Here is a 19,268-nt window from a genome sequence, read left to right on the forward strand (position 1 = left end):
GAGCACCTTCTCGACGGTGCCGTCCGGCAGCATGACGGTTTCGGTCTCCATCCAGACGATGTCGCTGGTCAGGTGGCTGATCTGGTCGGCCGTCAATGCGATGCCGGGCCGCAGGTCGAACTGCTGGGCGAAACTGACGCCGCTGGTCAGCAGCGCCTTGTAGCGGCTGTCGTCGCTTTCGCCGGAGGCCGGCGCGCGGCCGGTCAGCTCGATCAGTTGGTCACGCACCATTTTCTGTTCGTAGAAGCCGTCGCCCAGGCGTTTCTGGGTCGCCGACGGGTCCATCGCCAGCTGGTTGAGCAGGTAGTCGCTGCTGACCCAGTTGCCGCGGTTGGCGAACTGCGAACGGGTCTCGAACACATAGCTGCCGTTGGCGTCGGGATTGATCGTCGACAAGCCGTTGGGCGCGACCTTGACCGCGTTGGCGCCGCCGCCGACCTGCGAGGCGCCCTGCGTCTGGCCGACGCCGTGTCCAGTGGCGAGGTCGCCCAGGGCGCCGCCGTTGGCGCCGCTGCCCCTGACGCGGTCGGCATTCCGGGCGCCAGCGGAGATGCCGCTGCCGCTGGCGTTTTGGGCGTCGCCGGCGTTGTTGACCAGGCCGCTTCCGTTGGTGTCGAGCACGGTTTGGGCGTTGTTGCCGGTGCCGCTGGCGCCGGCCTGACCGTTGGCGATGGCGTTGTTGACCAAGCCGCTCGCGCCATTGCGGCCGCCGACGGAGGCGTGGTTGCCGACGCCGCTGCCGCCCACCTGTCCGTAGGCGCTGCCGCCGCTGCCGCCGCTGCCGGAGGCGTGGCTGGCGGCGGTGGCGATGTTGTTGCCGGTGGCGACCACGTTGACGCTGTCGCGGATGTTGCCGGCCGTGCCGGCGGTGACATCGACGTTGGTGAAGCTGCGGCCGGTGATGCTGACGCCTTTGCCGCCGGAGATGATGCCGGCCGCCGTGCCGATCACTTCGTTCAGGGTCGGCATGGTGTAGGCGGTCACATCGCCATCGTAAGTGCGCCAGGTGCCGTCGAAGGTGTGCGTGCGGTACAGCGTGGCGCCCTCGTTGGTGATGGCGGCGCCGCCGTCGACGACCAGCGCGCCGTTGGCGACGATGTTGCCGTACTGATTCATCAGCGACTGGCCGACGGTCATGTGCATGTTGCCGCCGGACAGGATCTGCGCCAATGCACCCGAGGTCGGCGCAACCTGGTCTTCAATCGCCACGTGGTGCGCCACCCGCGACTGCTCCAGCTTGCCTGCCTCCGATTTCAGTGACCGGATTTTTTCCCGGTTGATGATGGTGGTCGGATCGTAGTAGTTCGGCTGGGTCACGAAACGAATGCAGTTTGCGGCGCAACTGCCGTACTGGTTGGAGAACGTCGGCCCGGCGTCCGTCCAGCTGGTGACTTGATCAACGTATTGGTACGCACTGCTCTCGGGGCCGCCTTGGTCCGGATTGGCCTGGTTATCCGAGCTGTACAAATAAAACAGCACGCGTGTGCCATCGCTCATCGAGATGCGCGCCTTGGCGCCGTATGAGCTGTACAGACCGCTTCCACCAGCAACGAAGGCGGAATCGTTGGCGTGCGTGCGTATCACGGCACGGCCGTAGGTATTCCCATCCGGCGCGACAAAGGTGGCGTTCTCCAGAACGTCGTCAGGATTGACGAAGTACACTTCGTGCGGGAAATAGTTGGCGGAGTTCGGGTCGAAGTTTTTATGGTTGTCACCGTTGTGATACCACTCGGGCAACTGCATCTGCTTGGTCTCGTCGACCGTCTGCACCTTGACCAGCGAAACGTTCTCGCGGATGTTATTCAGCGTGCCCGCGTTCAGCACCAGATCGCCGCCCGCCTCGATGGTCGACGAAATATTGTTGACCACGGCCGTCTGGCCGCCCGTCAAGGCGCCGGCGATGGACAGGCTGCCGGAACTGTAGATCGTTCCTCCGCCGGTATTGTTCACCGTGCCGGAAACGCCCAGGCTCATCGAATTGGTCGCGCCGACCAATGACGTGGCCGTGGTGTTGTTAAGGTTTTGCGCCGTCAGCGTCAAATCGCCGCCGACGATCGCGTTGTCGTTGTTGACCGTGCCGCCGCTGTTGATGTCGAGCGCGGTCTCGCCGTTGATCTCGCCGGCGTTGTTGACATCGCCCGCCGCCTTGATCGCCACGCCCTGTCCCTGAATGACGGCGCCGGCGTTGTTGGTGACGGCGTTGCCGCTCAGCGTGAGGTTGCGCACCGCTTCGAAGGTCGCGTTGTTGGTGATGTTGCCCGTCACCGTCAGGCTCAGGTCGCGGTTCGAGTGGAACTGCTGGGTGCCGTTCCCTTGCGTGTAGTCGCCGTCCATCGTCAACGCCAGGTCGCGGCCGCCCTGCAACTCGCCGTTGCCCAGCAGCGTGTGCGTGGTGACGATCAGGTCGCGGCCGGTCGTGACGTGGCCGCCCTCGTTGCTCAGCTGGTTGGCGGTCAGATTGAGGTCGCCTTCCGAGCCGGCCGCCGTCCCCAAGCTGCCGCCGTCGTTCTTGACGACATTGGCGACGATCAGCGCGTTGCCGGCCGAGACGATGGAACCGCTGTTGTTCAACGTGGCGCCCGCCTGGTTGAAGGTCAGCGTGCCGGCGCTGTTGATCTTGCCCTGGTTGTCCAGCTGCTGCGTCACCTGCAAGTCGAGGTTTTTGCCGGTGGCGATATTGCCGTTGGCGCCGCTGCTCAAGGTGGTGGCTTTGATCGCCATATTGCCGTTGCCGGCGATGGTGCCGTTGTTGCCGATCGCGCCCAGGCTGGTGATGGTGGCGTCGCCGCTGCCGATGTTGATGATCTTGCCGCTGCCGTTGTCGATCGATTGCGCGGAGACAGTCAGCGCCGACGCCGCGCCCACCGCCTCGATGACGCCGGCATCGTTGCTCAACGCGCCCGTGACCTTGAGCTCCAGATCGCCGATGGCGTGCAAGGTGCCCTGCGTGTTGGTCAGCGCGCCGTCGATGGCTAATACCGCCTTGCCGTCCGACAGGATCTGTCCGCCGACGTTGCTCAGGCTCTTGCCGGTCAAAGACAGGTCGGCGCCGCTGTCCTTGGCCGTGGCGATCTGGCCGCCGTCGTTGACGATGGCGTTGGCGACGAACGTGGCCTTGCCGCCGGCGACGATCTTGCCATTGTTGTTCAGGTTGGCGGCGGACTGGTCGAACAGCAAGGTGCCGGTGCCGGTGATGTCGGCGTGATTGTCGAGTTGCCCGGTGATCTTCAGCAGCAGGTCGCCGCCGGCCCCGATGGCCCCGCCGGTATTGTTGGCCAGCGTCCTGGCGCTCAGATTCAGGTCGCCGTTGCCGGCCAGAACGCCGCTGTTGACGATGGCGCCGTCGCTGTGCACGTTGGTGTCGCCGCTGCCAACGTTGACGATGCGCCCGGCCGTGCTGTCGATGGCGCCGGCCTTGATGTCGAGTTTGCTGGCGGCGCCGCCCGCTTCGATGGCGCCCGCCATGTTGTCCAGCGCGCCCGCGGCGGCGATGTCGATGTCGCGCCCCGCCTGTACCTTGCCGCCGGTGTTGTCCAGACCGCCGCCGCTGGTCAAGCTGGCGTCGCCGCTGGCCAAGATCTTGCCGCCCCGGTTGCTGATAGTGTTGCTGTCGACAGTGATCTCCGCGCCGGACGCGCCGGCCGTGGCGATCTGGCCGCCATCGTTGTTGAAGCTGGCCGCGCTGAAGGTCGCCTGGCCACCGGCGATCATCTGGCCGCTGTTGCTAAAGCTGGCGCCCGCTTGCGTGAATCGCAAGGTGCCGGCGCTGCTGACCGTGCCCATGTTCTGCATCTGCTGGGTGACCGCCAGCTGCAGGTCGCCGCCCGACGCCACCGTGCCGCCGTTCTGCGCGGTGCGCGACGACAGAAACAGATCGCCATTGCCCGCGATCATGCCGTTGCTGGTGATGGCGCCGCTCGCGCTGATCGACGTCAGCCCGCCGCCGACGTTGACCAGGCGCCCGCTGCCGTTACTGATGGCGCCAGCGCTGATCGTGTACAGGCTGGCGACGTTGGCCGTTTCGATCACGCCGCCCGAGTTGCTCAGCAGGCCGCCGGCCGACAGGTCGAGGTTGCGCTGCGCCTGGATGGTGCCGCCGGCATTGTTGACCGCGCCCTTCACGTCGAGCAAGGCGCTGCCGTTGGCCAGCACGCTGCCGCCCTGGTTGCTCATGCTCTGGCTGTCGATCACGATATCGGCGGCACTGTTGCTCAGGGTGGCGATCTGGCCGCCGTCGTTGTTCAGCACGCCGGCCGCGATGTGGGCTTGGCCGGCCGAGGCGATCTGGCCACGGTTGTTGACCACGACGGTGGCGCGGCTGAAGTCGAGCGTGCCGCCGCTGCTGATGGTGCCACGGTTATCGAGCTGCTGCGCGACCGCCAGGTCCAGATCGGCGCCGGACACGACATTGCCGCCCGCCTGGTTCTGCAAGGTGCTGGCGGCCAGGCTGACATCGCCATTGCCGGCGATCAGGCCGCTGTTGACGATGCCGTCGCGCGCCGCGACCGACGTCGCGTTCGTGCCGACGTTGACGATGCGCCCGCCCGTGTTGTCGATCGCGCCGGCGTTCAGGCTGAAGGTGCTTTCGGCGTTGATCGCTTCGATGACGCCGCCGGTGTTGTTAAGCGCGCCGCCGGCGTCGAGCCCCATGTCCTGCCGCGCCTGGATGGTGCCGCGCGTATTGTCCACCGCGCCCGCCGCCGCGATCCGCGCGCCGTGGTCAGCGAGGATGGCGCCGTCGCGGTTGCTCAGGCTGTCGCTGGTCAGCGCGATATCGCTGCCGGAACCTTTGACCGTCGCCAGCTGTCCGCCATCGTTGTCGAACGCGCCCACGTTCAAGGTCGCCTTGCCGCCGGAAATGATGGTGCCGCGATTTTGCACCGACGTCGTCACCTCCGTGGTGTCGAGCGTGCCCGTGCTGTTGATCGCGCCCAGGTTTTGCAACTGCTGGGTGACGCCCAGCGTCATATCGGTTCCGGCGAAGATGGTCGCGCCGGCCGTGTTGCGCAGCGTTTGCGCGGTGACGTCGAGCTTGCCACTTCCGGCCACCAGGCCGCCGTTCAGCAGCAGCGCATCGGCGCCGACATGCGTGTCGCCGGTGCCGACGTTGACGATGTGCCCGCCGCTGTTGTCGATGGCGCCGGCCTGCACCCGCAGCATGCTGCCGCTGCCGATTGCTTCCAGCACGCCGGCGGTGTTGTCGATGGCGCCGCCGGCGTCGACGCGCAGGTCCCGCGCCGCCTGGATCACGCCCTGGGCGTTGTTCATCGCGCCCGTCAGGGTGAAAATGGCGTTGCGGTCGGCCTGGATCAAGCCGCCACGATTGGAGACGGCATCGGCCGTGATGCCGACATCGGCCTGCGATTGCTTGAGCGTGGCGATCTGGCCGCCATCGTTGTTGAGCACGCCGGCCAGCAGTCGCATCTCACCGCCGGCAACGATGCGCGCGGTGTTGGTCAAGGTGCCGGTCGCCAGCGTGGACGTCATGGCGCCAACGCTGCTGACGACGCCGGCGTTGTCGAGCTTGTCGCGCACGGCCAGTTGCAACGCGGCGCCGGACGAGACTTCGCCGCCGGCGCTGTTGGCGAGCGTCAACGCGGCCACGGCCAGGCTGCCGTTGGCGGCGATCAGCTTGCTGTTCTGGATGTAGGACGCCGACGTCACGCTGGAATTGCCGGTGCCGGCGCTGACGATGCGCCCGCCGGTGTTGTCGATCGCGCCGCCGGCCACATGCATCGCGCTGGTGGCCGCCAGCGTCTCGACCACGCCGTTGCGGTTGTCGAGCAACGCGCCGGCGCCCAAGGTCAGGTCGCGCCGGGTCTGCACCACGCCGTCGCGGTTGTCGGCCGCGCCGGCGACGGCGATGTCGCCGGCACCATCCGATAAGATCCGGCCGCGCTGGTTGCTCAGGCTGTCGCTGGCGATGACCAGGTTGGCGTCCGACTTGGCCGCCGTGGCGATGTCGCCGTCGTCGTTGTTCAGGTGCCCGGCCTTGACCAGCAAGTCGCCGTTGGCGCTGATCAGGCCGGTGTTGCCTAGCTCGGCCGTGGTGCGGGTGAAGGTCAGCGCGCCGTTGCTCTGGATCGTGCCGTCGTTTTGCAGGCGGTCGCTAACGCCCACCGTCATGGCCAAGCCCGACGTCACGGCGCCGGTGGCCGTGTTGTCCAGGCTTTGCGCCTCCACGTTCAGCGTGCCGTTGCCGGCGATCAAGCCGCTGTTGAGGATGCCCGTGGCGGCCGTGACGCTGGCGTCGCCGGTGCCGACGTTGACGATGCGGCCGGTGGTATTGTCGATCGACAGCGCGCTGACCTCCAGCTTGCTGAGCGCGCCGGTGGCCTCGATCACGCCGTCGGTGTTGTTCAGCCCGCCGCCGGCCTCGATCCGCATGTCCCGGGCGGCCTGCACGGTGCCGCCCTTATTGCTGATCGCTCCGCTAAAGTTCAGCGCGGCGCTGCCGCCGGCGATGATCTTGCCGCCATCGTTGTCCAGCGTATTGCCCCGCAGTGACATGATGGTGTCGGCCCCGCCGGTGGCGGCGATCAGGCCGCCGTTGGTCAGCCGGTCCACCCATACCTGCATGTTGCCGGCCGAACTGATCTGTCCGTAGTTGCGCACGTCCGCGTTGGGGCCGAGCAGCCTTAACTGGTCGGCGCTACTGATCAGGCCATTGTTTGTGAGCGACCCCGCCACAACGATGTCGAGATCGGCGCCACTGGTCATGGTGCCGCTGTTGTCGATGGCTGCCGCCGTCATGCCCAGCCAGCCATTACCCGCTACCAGGCCGCTGTTGATGATCTCGCCGGCGGCGCGGATGTCGGTGTCGCCGCGGCCGACGTTGACGATGCGGCCGGAGAGATTGCGGATGGTACCCGCTTGCACGTCCAGTTTGCTGACCGGACCGGCGGTCTCGATCGCCCCCTGCTCATTCAGCAGTGTGACGGCGGCGACGATGGCGGCGTCGCGCTGCGCCAGCATCAGACCGAAGGAGTTGTCCAGGCCGGTGTTGCTGGCGGTGACGGCGAGGTTGCCGTCGGCGATCACGTTGCCGCCGCGGTTGTTGACGTCCTGCGCGCTCAGCGCCACGTCGGCGCCGGAGCCGGCCGCCGTTCCGATCTGGCCGGCGGCGTTGTTGACATGCGCCACCGCGACCGTGATAGCGCCGCCGGCGGCGATCCGGCCGGGGTTGTTCAGCGTCGCCGCGTCCTCGATGAAGTCGAGCTTGCCGCCGCTGCTGATGTCGCCGCCGTTGTCCAGTTGCCGTTTGACGGCCAAGCGCATGTCGGTGACCGCTTGCACCGTGCCCTCGTTGCGCATGGTCTGCGCGTCCAGCAGCAAGGCGCCGTTGGCGCCGATCAGGCCGCTATTGAGCAGATTGCTAGCGCTGCTGATGCTGCTGGCGCCGCCGCCGGCGTTGGCGATGCGGCCGTTGCCATTGTCGATATCGCCGGCCGCGACCGCCATCGTGGCGGTCGCGGCGGTCGTTTCGATCACGCCGGCTTGATTGTCGAGCCTGCCGGTGGCGGTCAACGACAGCCCGGTCGATGCCTGGATATAACCGTTTTGATTGTCGACGGCGCCACCGGCGTCGAGCGCGACGCGGCCGGCGGCGACGATCTTGCCGTTGACATTGCTGATGGCGCCGCTGTTGAGGGCGAGGTTGGCGCCGGCCGACAACAAGCCGCCGCCATTGTCGAAGCCCTGCGACTGGCCGGTAAAATTGCCGCCGACGATGATTTTTCCGCTTTGGTTGTCGAACGCGCCGGTGCGCAGACGGAAGTCGTGCAGCACGCTCAACTGGCCGGCGCCGTTGCTGAAGGCGCCGCCGTTGACGTCCAACGACGACAGGTTCAACTGGCCGCCGGCGTTGTTCAGCGACCTGACACCGACGCCGATATCGCCGCCGGACATGATACGGCCCGCGCCGTTATCGATGGCGCCGGCGATCTGGAGGTAGCCGTCGGGCACGGGGGTTGGCGCTGGCGCCGGGGTGGTCGCGGGCGCGGCAGGCGTCGGGGTCGGCGCTGGCGTCACGGCGCCGGCATCACCACCGCCACCGGCCCCCGCGCCGTCGCCCGGGTTGCCGGCGTTTCCACCATCGGCACCGCTGCCGGGGCCGGGGCCGGTCGCGGTGCCGCCGACGGCCGGCGCCGCCCCCACCTGTCCGCCGCCGCTGTTATCCAGCGACGTGGCGGCGATGTCCAGCCGCGCCGCGCCGCTTTGCACGATTTGGCCGGATTGGTTACCAAGGCTGCCGGCCGCGCTGCTCAGCGCCACGCTCTGGCCCTGGATCAATCCGTGATGATTGTCGATATCGCCCCGCAGCGACAACGCCGCGCGCCGGTCGCTGCTGATCGTGCCGCTGTTGGTCAGCGTGTTGGCGGTCACTTGCAAGCCGGCCTGGCCGCTCAGCGTGCCGCTGTTGCTCAGCGCGGCCGGCGTGTTGAGCGCCAGCGCCCCCACCGCTAACACGGTGCCGCTGTTGTCGATCGCCGCCGCGCCGCCCAGCGAGACATCGGCCTCGCCGTACACCTTGCCGCTGTTGGCGATGCCGCCGCGCGCGTCCACCCGCACCGCATTGCTCGCGCTCATACTGCCGGCGTTTTCCAGCCGGCCCGCGCTGGTCACGACCAGTTCGCCGGCCGCCGCGCCGAGGCTGCCGGCGTTGCGCACACCGACACCGGCCTCGGTGCCGATCAGCGTAATCTTGTTGGCGTACATACCGCCCAGCAGCGCCGTATCGACACCGTAGCGCGGGACCTCGCCGCTGCCCTCGGCGGGCGCCAGCATCGTGCTGGCCGCGCCCGCGCCGTCGGTGGTCAAGGTCACGTCGTTGGCGCCGGTCGTCACCGCCAGCTGCTGCGCCCACACGCCGGCGTTCAATTGCACCGAGCGCGCGATCAGCGCCGTGTAGTCGGTCAGCCGGGCGTCGAGTCCGGCGCCTTCCAAGCTGATCTGCCCGCGCCGCACGGAGTAACCGTTGAGCGCGCCATCGGCCGGATTCAGCAGCGGCGTGCCGGTGGTCAGGGTGGCCCGGCTGACGTTGATGAAACCGGCACCGTCGACCACGATGCCGGCCGGATTGGCGATCACCATCTCGGCGCGGTTGCCCGCCACCTCCATATAGCCGCGCAACTGGCTCGGATTGTTGGAATTGACCTCGTTGAGAATCACGCGTGCCGTTCCCTGCGCCATCCAGGGATTGCCATCGATCCAGCCGCCCAGCTGGCTCTGCACGGCGTTGCGTGAATTATTCAGCACGGCGCCGCTCTTGGGCACGTCGAAGCGGTTGTAGACATTGCGCGACACACCGGCCGCGCTTGGCGTCTGTACATTGACCTGCAACACGCCGTTGGCGGTGTTCAACACCGTCGCTTGTTGGCGCCCTGGCGCGCTCGGGTCGGCGACGATTTGGGCCGCCGCCATGTTCATCATCGCCGCCGAGCCGCCCATCACCCCCAGCAGCGCCAAGGCCATGCCGCGCAGGCGCGTCGTCATCGGACCGGCGCGGTCGGCGCCGCCGCTCGACGCCGCGCCGGCCTGCCCGCGTCCCTTGCCCTGGCTGCTGGCGTTTTCCTGCACGGCCATCAAAAGACCACGGCGTTTGTTGAAGACGATGCGATAGCACAGCTTGTTCATGACGATACTTTCTGCCGGCGGGGTTGGGGCCGGCGCATGCGGGTTAATACTGGTAGTTCAAACTGAAGCCGCCGGTGTTTGAGGCGGTACGGAAGTGTTCGGGCTTGCGGATCGGCCGTCCGATGAACAGGTCGAGCTGGGCGCCGCCGAGCTGGGCCCGCCAGCCCAGGCCGCCGCCGGTCAGGCTGGTGCCGGCGAGCAATGCGGTGCGCTCGCCGCCCACCTCGCCATGGTCAAGGCCCAGATACAGCTGGTTGGCGCCGTTGACCGACCAGATCAACTCGTTGCGCAGCAACCAGCCGCGATCGGCCGACAGGCTGCTCTCGCCGTCGAAGCCGCGCACGGTGTAGCGCCCGCCGATGGCGAAGCGGTCCTGCGGGATCAAGCGGTCGCGCTCCCACTGGGCGCGCCAGGTGGCCTGGTATTGCAGCTTGGCCGAAGCCAGCGCGAACGGCAGCGTGAAGGTGGCGTCGGCGCCGATGATGGCCGGGCGCGACGTGCCCTCGCCGAACTCTTCCTCGGGCGCCGCCAAGGTGCCGAACATATGCGTGCCGCGCTTGTAGGTCAGCGCGCCGTCGAGCGTCGCCGCGCCGACGAACTCCTTGTGCGACAGGCTCAATTCGTAGCCGCCCATCTGGCGCCGTTGCACCTGCACTTCGGTATCGTCGATGAAATTGTTGCTGCGGCGTTGATACAGGCGCAGCGCGGCGGTGGTCTTGCGGGCCGCGTCGCGGTACAGCACGCGCGCGGCCTTCAGGTCGGCATTGCCGCTGGTGCCGCTGTAGATGTAGTTCTGATTGGCGCCGGCGATGGACTGGTAGTAGCGGTAATGGCTGGCGTTGAGCGACAGCAGCCAATATCCCACCGGCATCGAATAATGCAGCGCGTAGTTGCGCGTGCCGTGTTCGGCCGCGGCGCCGCCGGCCGGCAGGTCGCGGTTGGCGCTGAAATACATCAGTTCGTGCCAGCCGAGCAGGTTGTCGAGCGACACGGTGACGCCGCCCTGGTACTTGCCGGTCGACTTGCCGCCGCTGTCGTCGGCGGACAGGCTCACACGCACGGGAAACGCCTGGCGCCATTTGATCACCAAATCGCTGTCGCCGGGCTGCTCGCCGGGAACGATATCGATATCGGCCTCGGCGGTCGGAACGCGCTTGAAGTTCTCCAGCGCCTGTTCGATGTCGCGCAGGTTGAGGATATCGCCCGGCGAAGCGGGCACGGCGGTGCGCCACGACGGGCCGTTCTGGTCGGCCGGCGCGGCGAAGCGGATGGCGCGGATGCGGCCAGGCACCACCAACAGCCGCAATTGGCCTGCCAGCAGATCCTGGGGTGCGGCCAGCACGCGGGTGGTCACATAGCCGGCCGCGACCAGCGCGTTTTGCACCTTGCCGATAACGGTATTGACGCCCACGCTGCCGAGGCAGCGGCCGACGGCGTCATCGGCGGCGGCCAGCGCCCAGTCGAAGCGGTCGGCGCCTTCGCCCATCAGCGTGATCCGGGAGATGGGAAAGCACGGTTGTTCGTCGGCCGGATAGGTCGCCCCGGTCTGCGCGGGCGCGCGCGGCAGGCGCACGTCGGGCCGCTTCTCCTCGGCCTGCTCGGTGAGCGCCCGCTCGCGCTGCTGCTGGCGTTGCAGTTGCTGCGTGGTCAGTTCGGTCGTCGACTGGGCCGAAACGCGGATTGGCGTGATGCTGCACAGCACAAAAACACCGTACGACAGCTTGTAAAACGACCTCATTTGTTGCCCTGTAGAATTATTAATTGCGAATTATATAGACGCAATTTCCCCAAGGCAATCAAAAATGTTGCAATATATCGATATATTTTAGTTTATACAAATGCAATTCAATGTTTTAGTTTTAATTCTCTCCAATTCTCACATAATATTAATTGGCATTATAACCAGCCGAAAAAGTTATTTTTAGTTTATAGAACAACAACCGGCGGACTCTCCCGCTGGGGGTTAGTTAGTGGCCGCCGCCGAGGTAGGCGGCGATCACCTTCGGATCGGTCTTCAGGCTTTCGGCCGGGCCGTGGACGGAGATACTGCCGTTCTCCAGCACATAGCCGTAGTCGGCCACATTCAGCGCGGCGGCGGCGAACTGCTCCACCAGCAGCATCGTCACGCCCTCCGACTTCAGCCGCTGGATGATGCGGAACACTTCCTCCACCAGGATGGGCGCCAGTCCCATCGACGGTTCGTCGAGCAGCACCACGTCCGGGTTGAGCATGATGGCGCGCGCCATCGCCAGCATCTGCTGCTCGCCGCCGGACAAAGTGCCGGCCAGTTGCCCCTGCCGCTCCTTCAGACGCGGGAACAGCTCCAGCGCCTTTTCCAGATCGTGTTTGATGTCGCCCCTGGGCCGCGCGCGCGTGAAGCGCGGGAAGGCGCCGAGCAGCAGATTGTCCGTCACCGTCATCGAGGCGAACACACGCCGCCCTTCCGGCGAATGCGCCAACCCCGCGCGCGCGATCCGGTGTGAGTCGTGACCGGTGATGTCCTTGCCGCCGAGCGTGACCCGGCCCTCCTTCGGCTTGATCATGCCGGAGATGGCGCGCATGGTGGTGGTCTTGCCGGCGCCGTTGGAGCCGATCAGGGTCACCAATTTGCCCTTGGGGACTTCCAGCGAGATGCCGTGCAGGACTTCGACTTTGCCATAGGCGGCGTGCAGATTGGAGATCGATAGCATGTGCTGTCCTCGTTAGTGTGCCGCCGGCGCCGCCATGCCGCCGTGTTCTTCGCCGCTGCCGCCCAGGTACGCTTCGATCACCTTCGGATCGCTTTGCACGGCCGCCGGCTTGCCCTCCGCGATCTTCTGGCCAAAGTCCAGCACCGTAACCGTGTCCGACAACGCCATCACCACGTCCATGTGGTGCTCGATGAGGATGATGGTGATGCCGTGGTCGCGGATCTTGCGGATGATCGCCATCAGTTCCTTGATGTCCGGCGCCGTCAGCCCGGCCGCCGGTTCGTCGAGCAGCAGCAGGCGCGGACTGAGTCCCAGCGCGCGGCCGATCTCCAGCAGCCGCTGTTTGCCGTACGGGAGGTTGCGCGCTTCCTCGTCGGCCATCGCCGACAGGCCGACGAACTCCAATATGCTGGCGGCGCGGTCGCGCGCGGCGCGCTCCTCGCGCTTGTAACGCGGCGTTTGCAGCATCACGTCCAGCACATTCGATTTGAACGTGTTGTGCAGGCCGACCAGCACGTTCTCGGTCGCCGTCATCTCGCCGAACAGCTGCACGTTCTGGAAGGTGCGGGCGACGCCGCCCAGCGCGATCTGCGACGGCGTGCGGCCCGAGATGACGGCGCCGGCGAACGACACCTGTCCGGCGGTCGGCTTGTAGATCCCCGTCAGCACGTTCATCATCGTGCTCTTGCCCGAGCCGTTCGGGCCGATCAGGCCGTGCACCGATCCCTGCACGACCTGCATGTCGACCTGGTTGAGCGCCTTGAGGCCGCCGAACTGCATCAGGATCTGGTTCACGTCCAGCAGCGTGTCGCCGGCGTTGCCGCCCTTGGCCCGGGCGAACGGTTCGACGCCGCTGGCCAGCACCGCCTTGGCGTGCACCGCGCCCCTGCCCAGCAGCCCTTGCAGGAAGCCGACGATGCCGTCCTGCAGATAGTAGACGACGAACAGCGTCATCAAACCGAAGATGGTCAGGCGCCAGTCGACGATGTTCTCCAGCTTGAAGGAGAAGGCGGCCATGCCGATGGTGGCGACCAGCGGTACGACCACGCGTTGCGGCGTGACGCGCCCCTTCGCCAGCAACAGGCCCGCGCCGACCACGCCCAGCACGGCGGCGGCCACCGCGATCTTGCGGAACAATTCGATGTCGGCCAAAAAGCTGGGCAGCATGACGACGATCAGCGCGCCGATCAGCGCCCCCGAGCGCGTTTTGCGGCCGCCCATGATCACCGCCAGCAGGAACAGGATGGTCAACTCGAAGTTGTAGGTGTTGGGCGAGATGTATTCCTCCGAATACGCGTACAGGCTGCCCGCCAGTCCGGCGAAACCGGCGCTGATGATGAAGGCGTACACCTTGTAGCGGTACACCGACACGCCCATGCAGTCCGAGGCGATCGGGCTGTCGCGCAGCGCCTCGAAGGCGCGCCCCAGGTTCGATTTGAGGATACGGTGCACGACGACCAGCGACACCACCATCAGCGCGGCGCACATGTAGTAGTACTGGACTTCGCTCAGCTTCTGGCCGAACATGACCGGCTTGGAGATTTTCAACCCCATCGGCCCTTCGGTCAGGAAGGTCATCTCGTTGATCAGGATCTGGATGATGGTGCCGAAGGCCAGCGTCACCATCGCCAGATAGGGTCCGGTCACGCGCAGCGCCGGCAGCGCGAGAATGGCGCCGAACACCGCCGCCCCCAGCACGCTGGCGGGAATGGCGATCCAGAACGGCGCGCCCAGTTTGAACACCATCACGCCGGTGGCGTAGGAGCCGATGCCGAACAAGCCGGCGTGGCCGAGCGACACCTGGCCGGTGTAGCCGACCACGATATCGAGCCCGAACAGCAGGATCGCGTAGATCAAAATCGTTTCGAACAGATGGATGTAGTAGGGATTCGGGATCAGCACCGGATACAGCACCAGCACCGCCAGCCCCGCCACGCTCGCCGCCACTATCGTCTTGTTCATGGGTCAGACCTTTTTGATGGCGGCTTTGCCGAACAGGCCGGACGGCTTGATCGCCAGCACCAGCAGGAGCAGCAGCAATCCGGGCACCTCCTTGTAGCCGGTCGAGATGTAGTAGCCGGTGGTGGTTTCGGCGATGCCCAGTATCAGGCCGCCGACGATGGCGCCCACGCCCGACGTCAGCCCGCCGATGATGGCCACGGCGAAAGCCTTCAAGCCGAGCGAGGCGCCCATGGTGGCGCCGGTCAGGGTCAGCGGCGCCACCAGCACGCCGGCGAAAGCGGCGGTCGCCGACGACAGCGCGTACGAGAACGTGATCACCACGCGGGTGTTGATGCCCATCAGGCCCGCCGCGTCGCGGTCGTTGGCGGTGGCGACGACCGCCTTGCCGTAGATCGATTTGCGGTTGAAGATTTCGACCGCCGCCATGATGGCGAGCGCGCCGACGATGACCGCCACCTGCATCGGCTGCACGTTGGCGCCGAAGATCTGGAACGGCGCGGAGCTGAGCGGCGAGGGGAAAGTCAGGTCGTCCTTGCCCCAGATGTTCTCGGCGACGTTCTTGAAGATGATCGCCAGCGCGATGGTCGACATGATCCAGCCGAATTCGGACTTGATCTTGATCGCCGGCCGCACGCCTATCCATTCGACGAACATGCCCTGCAGCGCGCCGAAGACGATCACCAGGGGGATCATCAGCAGGTAGCCCATGTACGGGCCGCCGTGGATGGTGCCGACCAGGCTCAGACCGACCAGCGCGCCGAGCATCAGCGATTCGCCCTGGCCGAAGTTCAGCGTGCCGGAGGTGGCGAACGTGAGCTGGTAGCCGAAGGCGATGACCGCGTAGATCATGCCGAGCGCGATGCCGCTGAACGCCAGTTGCAGGAAGATTTCCATGATTTCACCTTGCCGCGCGCGGCAAAAAACGAACACAAGAAAAAGGCCAGGCTTGAATCTCAAGGCTGGCCGGTGCGGGAATCGGTGCGGACCTTATTTGGCCAGCACGACTTTGCCGTCCTTGACTTCACCGAACACGGTGATGTCCGCCGTGATGGCTTCGTGGTTATCCTTGGTGAACGGCTTGCTGTAGGACGTGACGACGCCGTCGATCTTCTCGTTGAGGTTCTCCAGCGCGGCCTTGACCTTCGGGCCCTCGGTGGAATTGGCCTGCTTGATGGCGGCGGCCAGCAGGTAGATCGAATCGTAGCCCTGCGCCGCCGACACCGGCGACGGCATGCGCCCGCCCGGCGGATTGTAGGCCTTGACGTAGGCGTCGATGAAGGCCTTGCGCTTGGGCGTGGTCGGGTCCTGGATGAAGGTTTGCGGCATGCGGGTGCCGTTGCCGTTCTTGCCGGCGTTGTCGATGAAGTTGGCCATCGACAGCGTCCAGCTGCCGATCAGCGGCACCTTCCAGCCCAGCTTTTCCATGCCGTTGGCGATCTGCGCCAGCTCGGGGCCGATGCCGTACGTGAGCACCACCTCGGCGCCGGCCTGTTTGGCCTTGAGCAGCTGGGCGGTCATGTCGACGTCCTTGAGGTTGTACTTCTCGGTCGCCACGGCCTTCATGCCCTTCTTGTCGAGCGCCTTCTCCAGGTCCTCGCGTCCGAGCTGGCCGTAGTTGGTGGAGTCGGCCAGGATGGCGACCTTCTTGAACTTGCGGTTGTCGACGGCTTCCTTGATGATCATCTGCGACTGGATCTGATCGTTGGCCGAATTGCGGAAGATGTAATTCTCCGGCTGGTCGGCGAATTGTTTGGTGACGATGGAGCCGGTGGCGACGTTGTTCATGACCGGGATCTTGGCTTCCTGGTAGAAGCGCTGCGACGCCAGCGCGACGCCGGTGTTGATGTAGCCGACGGTGGCGACCACCTTCTCCTTGTTGATCAACTCCTGGGCGATCTGCACGCCGCGTTCGTTCTTGGCTTCGTCGTCGCGTTCAACCAGCTGGATCTGGCGGCCCAGCAGCCCGCCCTTGGCGTTGATCTCCGCCACCGCCAGTTTGACACCGTCGCGCATCGATACGCCCATCGGCGCGGAGCCACCGGTGAACGGCCCGGCGACGCCGATCTTGATGGGATCGGCCGCCATCGAGGAAGCCGAGAAGCCGAGTGCCAGACCTGCCACCACCAATTTCAGTGTCAATTTCATGTGTCATCTCCTGTTTACAACGTTTTTATATTAGTCGTCCACGCTGGAAAATCGGCTGCTAAGTCGCCCCATCGGTGAAACATTGTAGGGGAGTGTATCGGGACCGGCAACAGATAGCTGTGCCGCATCGCAGCAAGCGCGCGGCGTGCACAAGTCCGGCCGAGTGTAAGCAAGCAGTAAGGATAAAGATGGTGATGTGGCGCGGCCTACATGCCGCCGACGGGACGCTGCTTCAAGGCGCGGTTGGCGAAGCGCATCTGGGTTTCGGCCAGCGCCTCGTTGCGCTCGAACCCCATCGAGCCGTCGCGCAGGCCGATGGCCATCGCCATCACCGCGTCCGGATATTCAAGGTCGGCGGCCTTTTCGATCAGGCGGCGGGCGGCTTGCTCGTCGCGTTTGACGCCGTCGCCGCTCAGGTACAGATTGGCCAGCGCGAACATCGCCGCCGGCATCTGGCGGTTGGCGGCGAACTCCAGCCAGCGCGCGGCGGCCCTGGTGTCGCGCGCGACGGACATGCCGTTCTGGTACATCATGCCCAGGTAGTAGGCCGCGTGCGGATCGCCGGCCCTGGCGGCGCTTTGGAACAGCGAGAACGCCTTCGGCAAATCGACTTTCACGCCCTGCCCGCCGCGCAGGTACAGGCGCGCCTCGTCCACCGGCGCGGCGCAGGCCGAACCGGCGGCCGCCGCCAGCAGCGTGAGCATCCCGATCAGTTTTCGCACGACAGGCAGCATGGCTCCTCCACTCATTTCGACAAGTCGATGGCGTACAGCGCGAAGCCCTTGCCGCCGCCATCGTCCGGTTTGATCTGCGTGACCGACGCCAGGCCGGCCTCCCTGGCCAGTTCGATCATGCCGGGCGCCGCGTGGAACACCACCGCGCCCTTGGTCGCCACCGGCGCAAAGCGCCAGCTGCGCGTCGACGCGTTGCGCGCGCGGGTCAGCGTCTTGACGCGCTTGATGTACGAGATCAGCACGTCGCGGCTGCTGTCGGGCGCCTCGATCACCGTCTTGCCGCCATCGAGGCCGGGGAAATGACCGCCGCCGCTGGCGCGGTAGTTGTTGGTCGCGACCAGAAACTGCTGCGACGGTGCGAGCGGCGCACCTTTATAGTGCAGCGCCACGATGCGCTGGCCGGCCGGCCTGGTGACGTCGATCTGGTAAGTGACGTCGGCGCTGGTGAGCATGTCGAAGTTGAAGCTGGCGAAGGAGGCGTTGATCAACTCCTGCTGCGCGCCGCTGGCCGGATCGATGCGGTTGAAGCGCTCGGCCGACTTTTCCAGCCACGCCTTGAGGCCGGCGCCGTCCAGCTTGACCGCGTGCAGCGCGTTCGGATACAGATACAGGTCGGCCGCGTTGTTGAGCGCCACTCCGCCCGGCTTGACGTCGGTGTAATCGCGCACGCCGGCCGCTCCGGCCTTGAACGGCGACGCCATCGACAGCACCGGCAAGCCGGCGTAGCGCGGCAGGTTGGCCTTGACGTAATCGGTCACATAGTCGGTCTGCGCCTGGTTCACCAGCTGGATGGCGCTGACGTCGCCGACATCGGCGAAATACGACGACATGCGGAAGTCGCTGGTGCCGACCGGCGTGCGCACGTAGCGGATGGTGGCCTCGTGCTCGGCGGCGATCAGCGCGCCGAACGCCGGATCGGCGGGCACGTAGCCGCCGGCGGTGCGCGTGCGGCGCGCTTCGACCGTGGTGCGGCCCTTGTCGACGCTCCAGGCCTTGCCGTCGTACTGCAGGCGCAGCGCGATCACGCCCAGGTGCTTGCCCCACAGGCTGGCCATCACGGCGGGCACGCCGCGCACCGTGCCGCCGGCCTTGTCCACGCCGGGCAGATCGAACGACGCGACCGTGCTGGCCGGATTGGGGAACTGCTGGTGCGCGTGCCCGATCAGCATCGCGTCCACGCCGGGCACCTGCGCCAGATAGTAGTTGGCGTTCTCCATCTCCGACGTGTACGGGGCGCCGTCAAGCCCGCCGTGCGAGACCGCCACCACCAGGTCGGCGCCCTGCGCGCGCATTTGCGGGATGTACTTGAGCGCCGTTTCGCGCACGCCCTCGGCGTAGACTTTACCGTCCAGCCAGTGCTTGTCCCACGACAGGACGCCCGGCGGCGCGAAGCCGATCACGCCGACCTTGAGGGTGGCCGTCAGCGGCCGGCCATCGGGGCCGGTGGCGGCGACGCGGCGCGTAAGGATGGCGTACGGGGCGAACAGCGGCTGGCGGGTCCTGGCGCTGTAGATATTGGCCAGCACGATGGGGAACGCGGGGCCGGCGCAGCGCGGCGCGTCGGCGGCGACGCCGTCGACGTCGAAATGGCTGCCGGTGACCTGGTTCAGATACGGCAAGCCGTAGTTGAATTCGTGGTTGCCGACGCCGGCGCCGTCCACGCCCAGCAGGTTCATGGCCTTGTAGATCGCCGGCGCCTGGTCGCAGCCGACCGGCGAGGCCAGCGCCTGGTAGTCGGCCAGTGCGGTGCCTTGCAGCGCATCGCCGTTATCGAGCAGCAGGTTGTTGGGGAATTCGGCGCGCGCCTGCTGGATCAAGGTGGCGGTGCGATCGAGTCCCATCGACGGATCGGCTTTGAGCTTGTAGTAGTCGTAACCGAGCACGTTGGCGTGCAGGTCGGTCGTCTCGAGCAGCGCCACGGTGGCCTCGGTCCCCGCCGGCGTCGTGCCGCCGCCCGGCAAGCTGCCGCAGCCGATCAGCAAAACAGGCAGGACGATGAACGCGCGCATAGAGGTCGATGTGTGTACAGGTTGGGGACGGCCGGCGGGACGGGTGCGACATTTCCTCGCATCAATATTCTTCACCGAATGGGTGCATATTT

8 protein-coding genes are annotated in these 19,268 nt (G+C 66.3%); all 8 read right to left on the reverse strand.

Annotated features, from left to right (window positions below):
* Window positions 1-9,636, reverse strand: a 9,636-nt coding sequence (locus tag JOD97_RS11860) for a filamentous hemagglutinin N-terminal domain-containing protein (protein ID WP_209717539.1), incomplete at its 3' end; no start/stop codon positions are given.
* A gap of 43 nt (window positions 9,637-9,679) precedes the next feature.
* On the reverse strand, window positions 9,680-11,374 hold the full coding sequence (locus JOD97_RS11865) for a ShlB/FhaC/HecB family hemolysin secretion/activation protein (RefSeq protein ID WP_209717541.1): 1,695 nt from the start codon (window positions 11,372-11,374) through the stop codon (window positions 9,680-9,682).
* Window positions 11,375-11,603: 229 nt separating this feature from the next.
* Window positions 11,604-12,326 (reverse strand): ABC transporter ATP-binding protein, encoded by a 723-nt coding sequence (locus JOD97_RS11870; RefSeq protein ID WP_209717542.1) that lies wholly within the window; start codon window positions 12,324-12,326, stop codon window positions 11,604-11,606.
* 12 nt (window positions 12,327-12,338) lie between these two features.
* On the reverse strand, window positions 12,339-14,288 hold the full coding sequence (locus JOD97_RS11875; RefSeq protein ID WP_209717544.1) for an ATP-binding cassette domain-containing protein: 1,950 nt from the start codon (window positions 14,286-14,288) through the stop codon (window positions 12,339-12,341).
* Between the two features lie 3 nt (window positions 14,289-14,291).
* Window positions 14,292-15,182 (reverse strand): branched-chain amino acid ABC transporter permease, encoded by an 891-nt coding sequence (locus JOD97_RS11880; protein WP_209717546.1) that lies wholly within the window; start codon window positions 15,180-15,182, stop codon window positions 14,292-14,294.
* A 93-nt stretch (window positions 15,183-15,275) separates the two neighbouring features.
* Window positions 15,276-16,433: an ABC transporter substrate-binding protein gene (locus tag JOD97_RS11885; protein ID WP_209717548.1), complete on the reverse strand. Its 1,158-nt coding sequence runs from the start codon at window positions 16,431-16,433 to the stop codon at window positions 15,276-15,278.
* A 206-nt stretch (window positions 16,434-16,639) separates the two neighbouring features.
* Window positions 16,640-17,155 (reverse strand): tetratricopeptide repeat protein, encoded by a 516-nt coding sequence (locus tag JOD97_RS11890; protein WP_373999837.1) that lies wholly within the window; start codon window positions 17,153-17,155, stop codon window positions 16,640-16,642.
* A gap of 23 nt (window positions 17,156-17,178) precedes the next feature.
* Window positions 17,179-19,176 carry a bifunctional 2',3'-cyclic-nucleotide 2'-phosphodiesterase/3'-nucleotidase gene (locus tag JOD97_RS11895; RefSeq protein ID WP_209717550.1) on the reverse strand — a complete coding sequence of 666 codons (1,998 nt, stop codon included), beginning with the start codon at window positions 19,174-19,176 and terminating at the stop codon, window positions 17,179-17,181.
* Between the last annotated feature and the right edge of the window lie 92 nt (window positions 19,177-19,268).

The sequence above is a fragment of the Duganella sp. 1411 genome (assembly GCF_017833525.1).
GTDB lineage: Bacteria > Pseudomonadota > Gammaproteobacteria > Burkholderiales > Burkholderiaceae_D > Rugamonas.

Excerpts from the sequence above, each read along its gene's own strand:
- JOD97_RS11865 (WP_209717541.1), bottom strand. The coding sequence starts at position 11,374 with ATGAGGTCGTTTTACAAGCTGTCGTACGGTGTTTTTGTGCTGTGCAGC.
- JOD97_RS11870 (WP_209717542.1), bottom strand. The coding sequence starts at position 12,326 with ATGCTATCGATCTCCAATCTGCACGCCGCCTATGGCAAAGTCGAAGTC.
- JOD97_RS11875 (WP_209717544.1), bottom strand. The coding sequence starts at position 14,288 with ATGAACAAGACGATAGTGGCGGCGAGCGTGGCGGGGCTGGCGGTGCTG.
- JOD97_RS11880 (WP_209717546.1), bottom strand. The coding sequence starts at position 15,182 with ATGGAAATCTTCCTGCAACTGGCGTTCAGCGGCATCGCGCTCGGCATG.
- JOD97_RS11885 (WP_209717548.1), bottom strand. The coding sequence starts at position 16,433 with ATGAAATTGACACTGAAATTGGTGGTGGCAGGTCTGGCACTCGGCTTC.
- JOD97_RS11895 (WP_209717550.1), bottom strand. The coding sequence starts at position 19,176 with ATGCGCGCGTTCATCGTCCTGCCTGTTTTGCTGATCGGCTGCGGCAGC.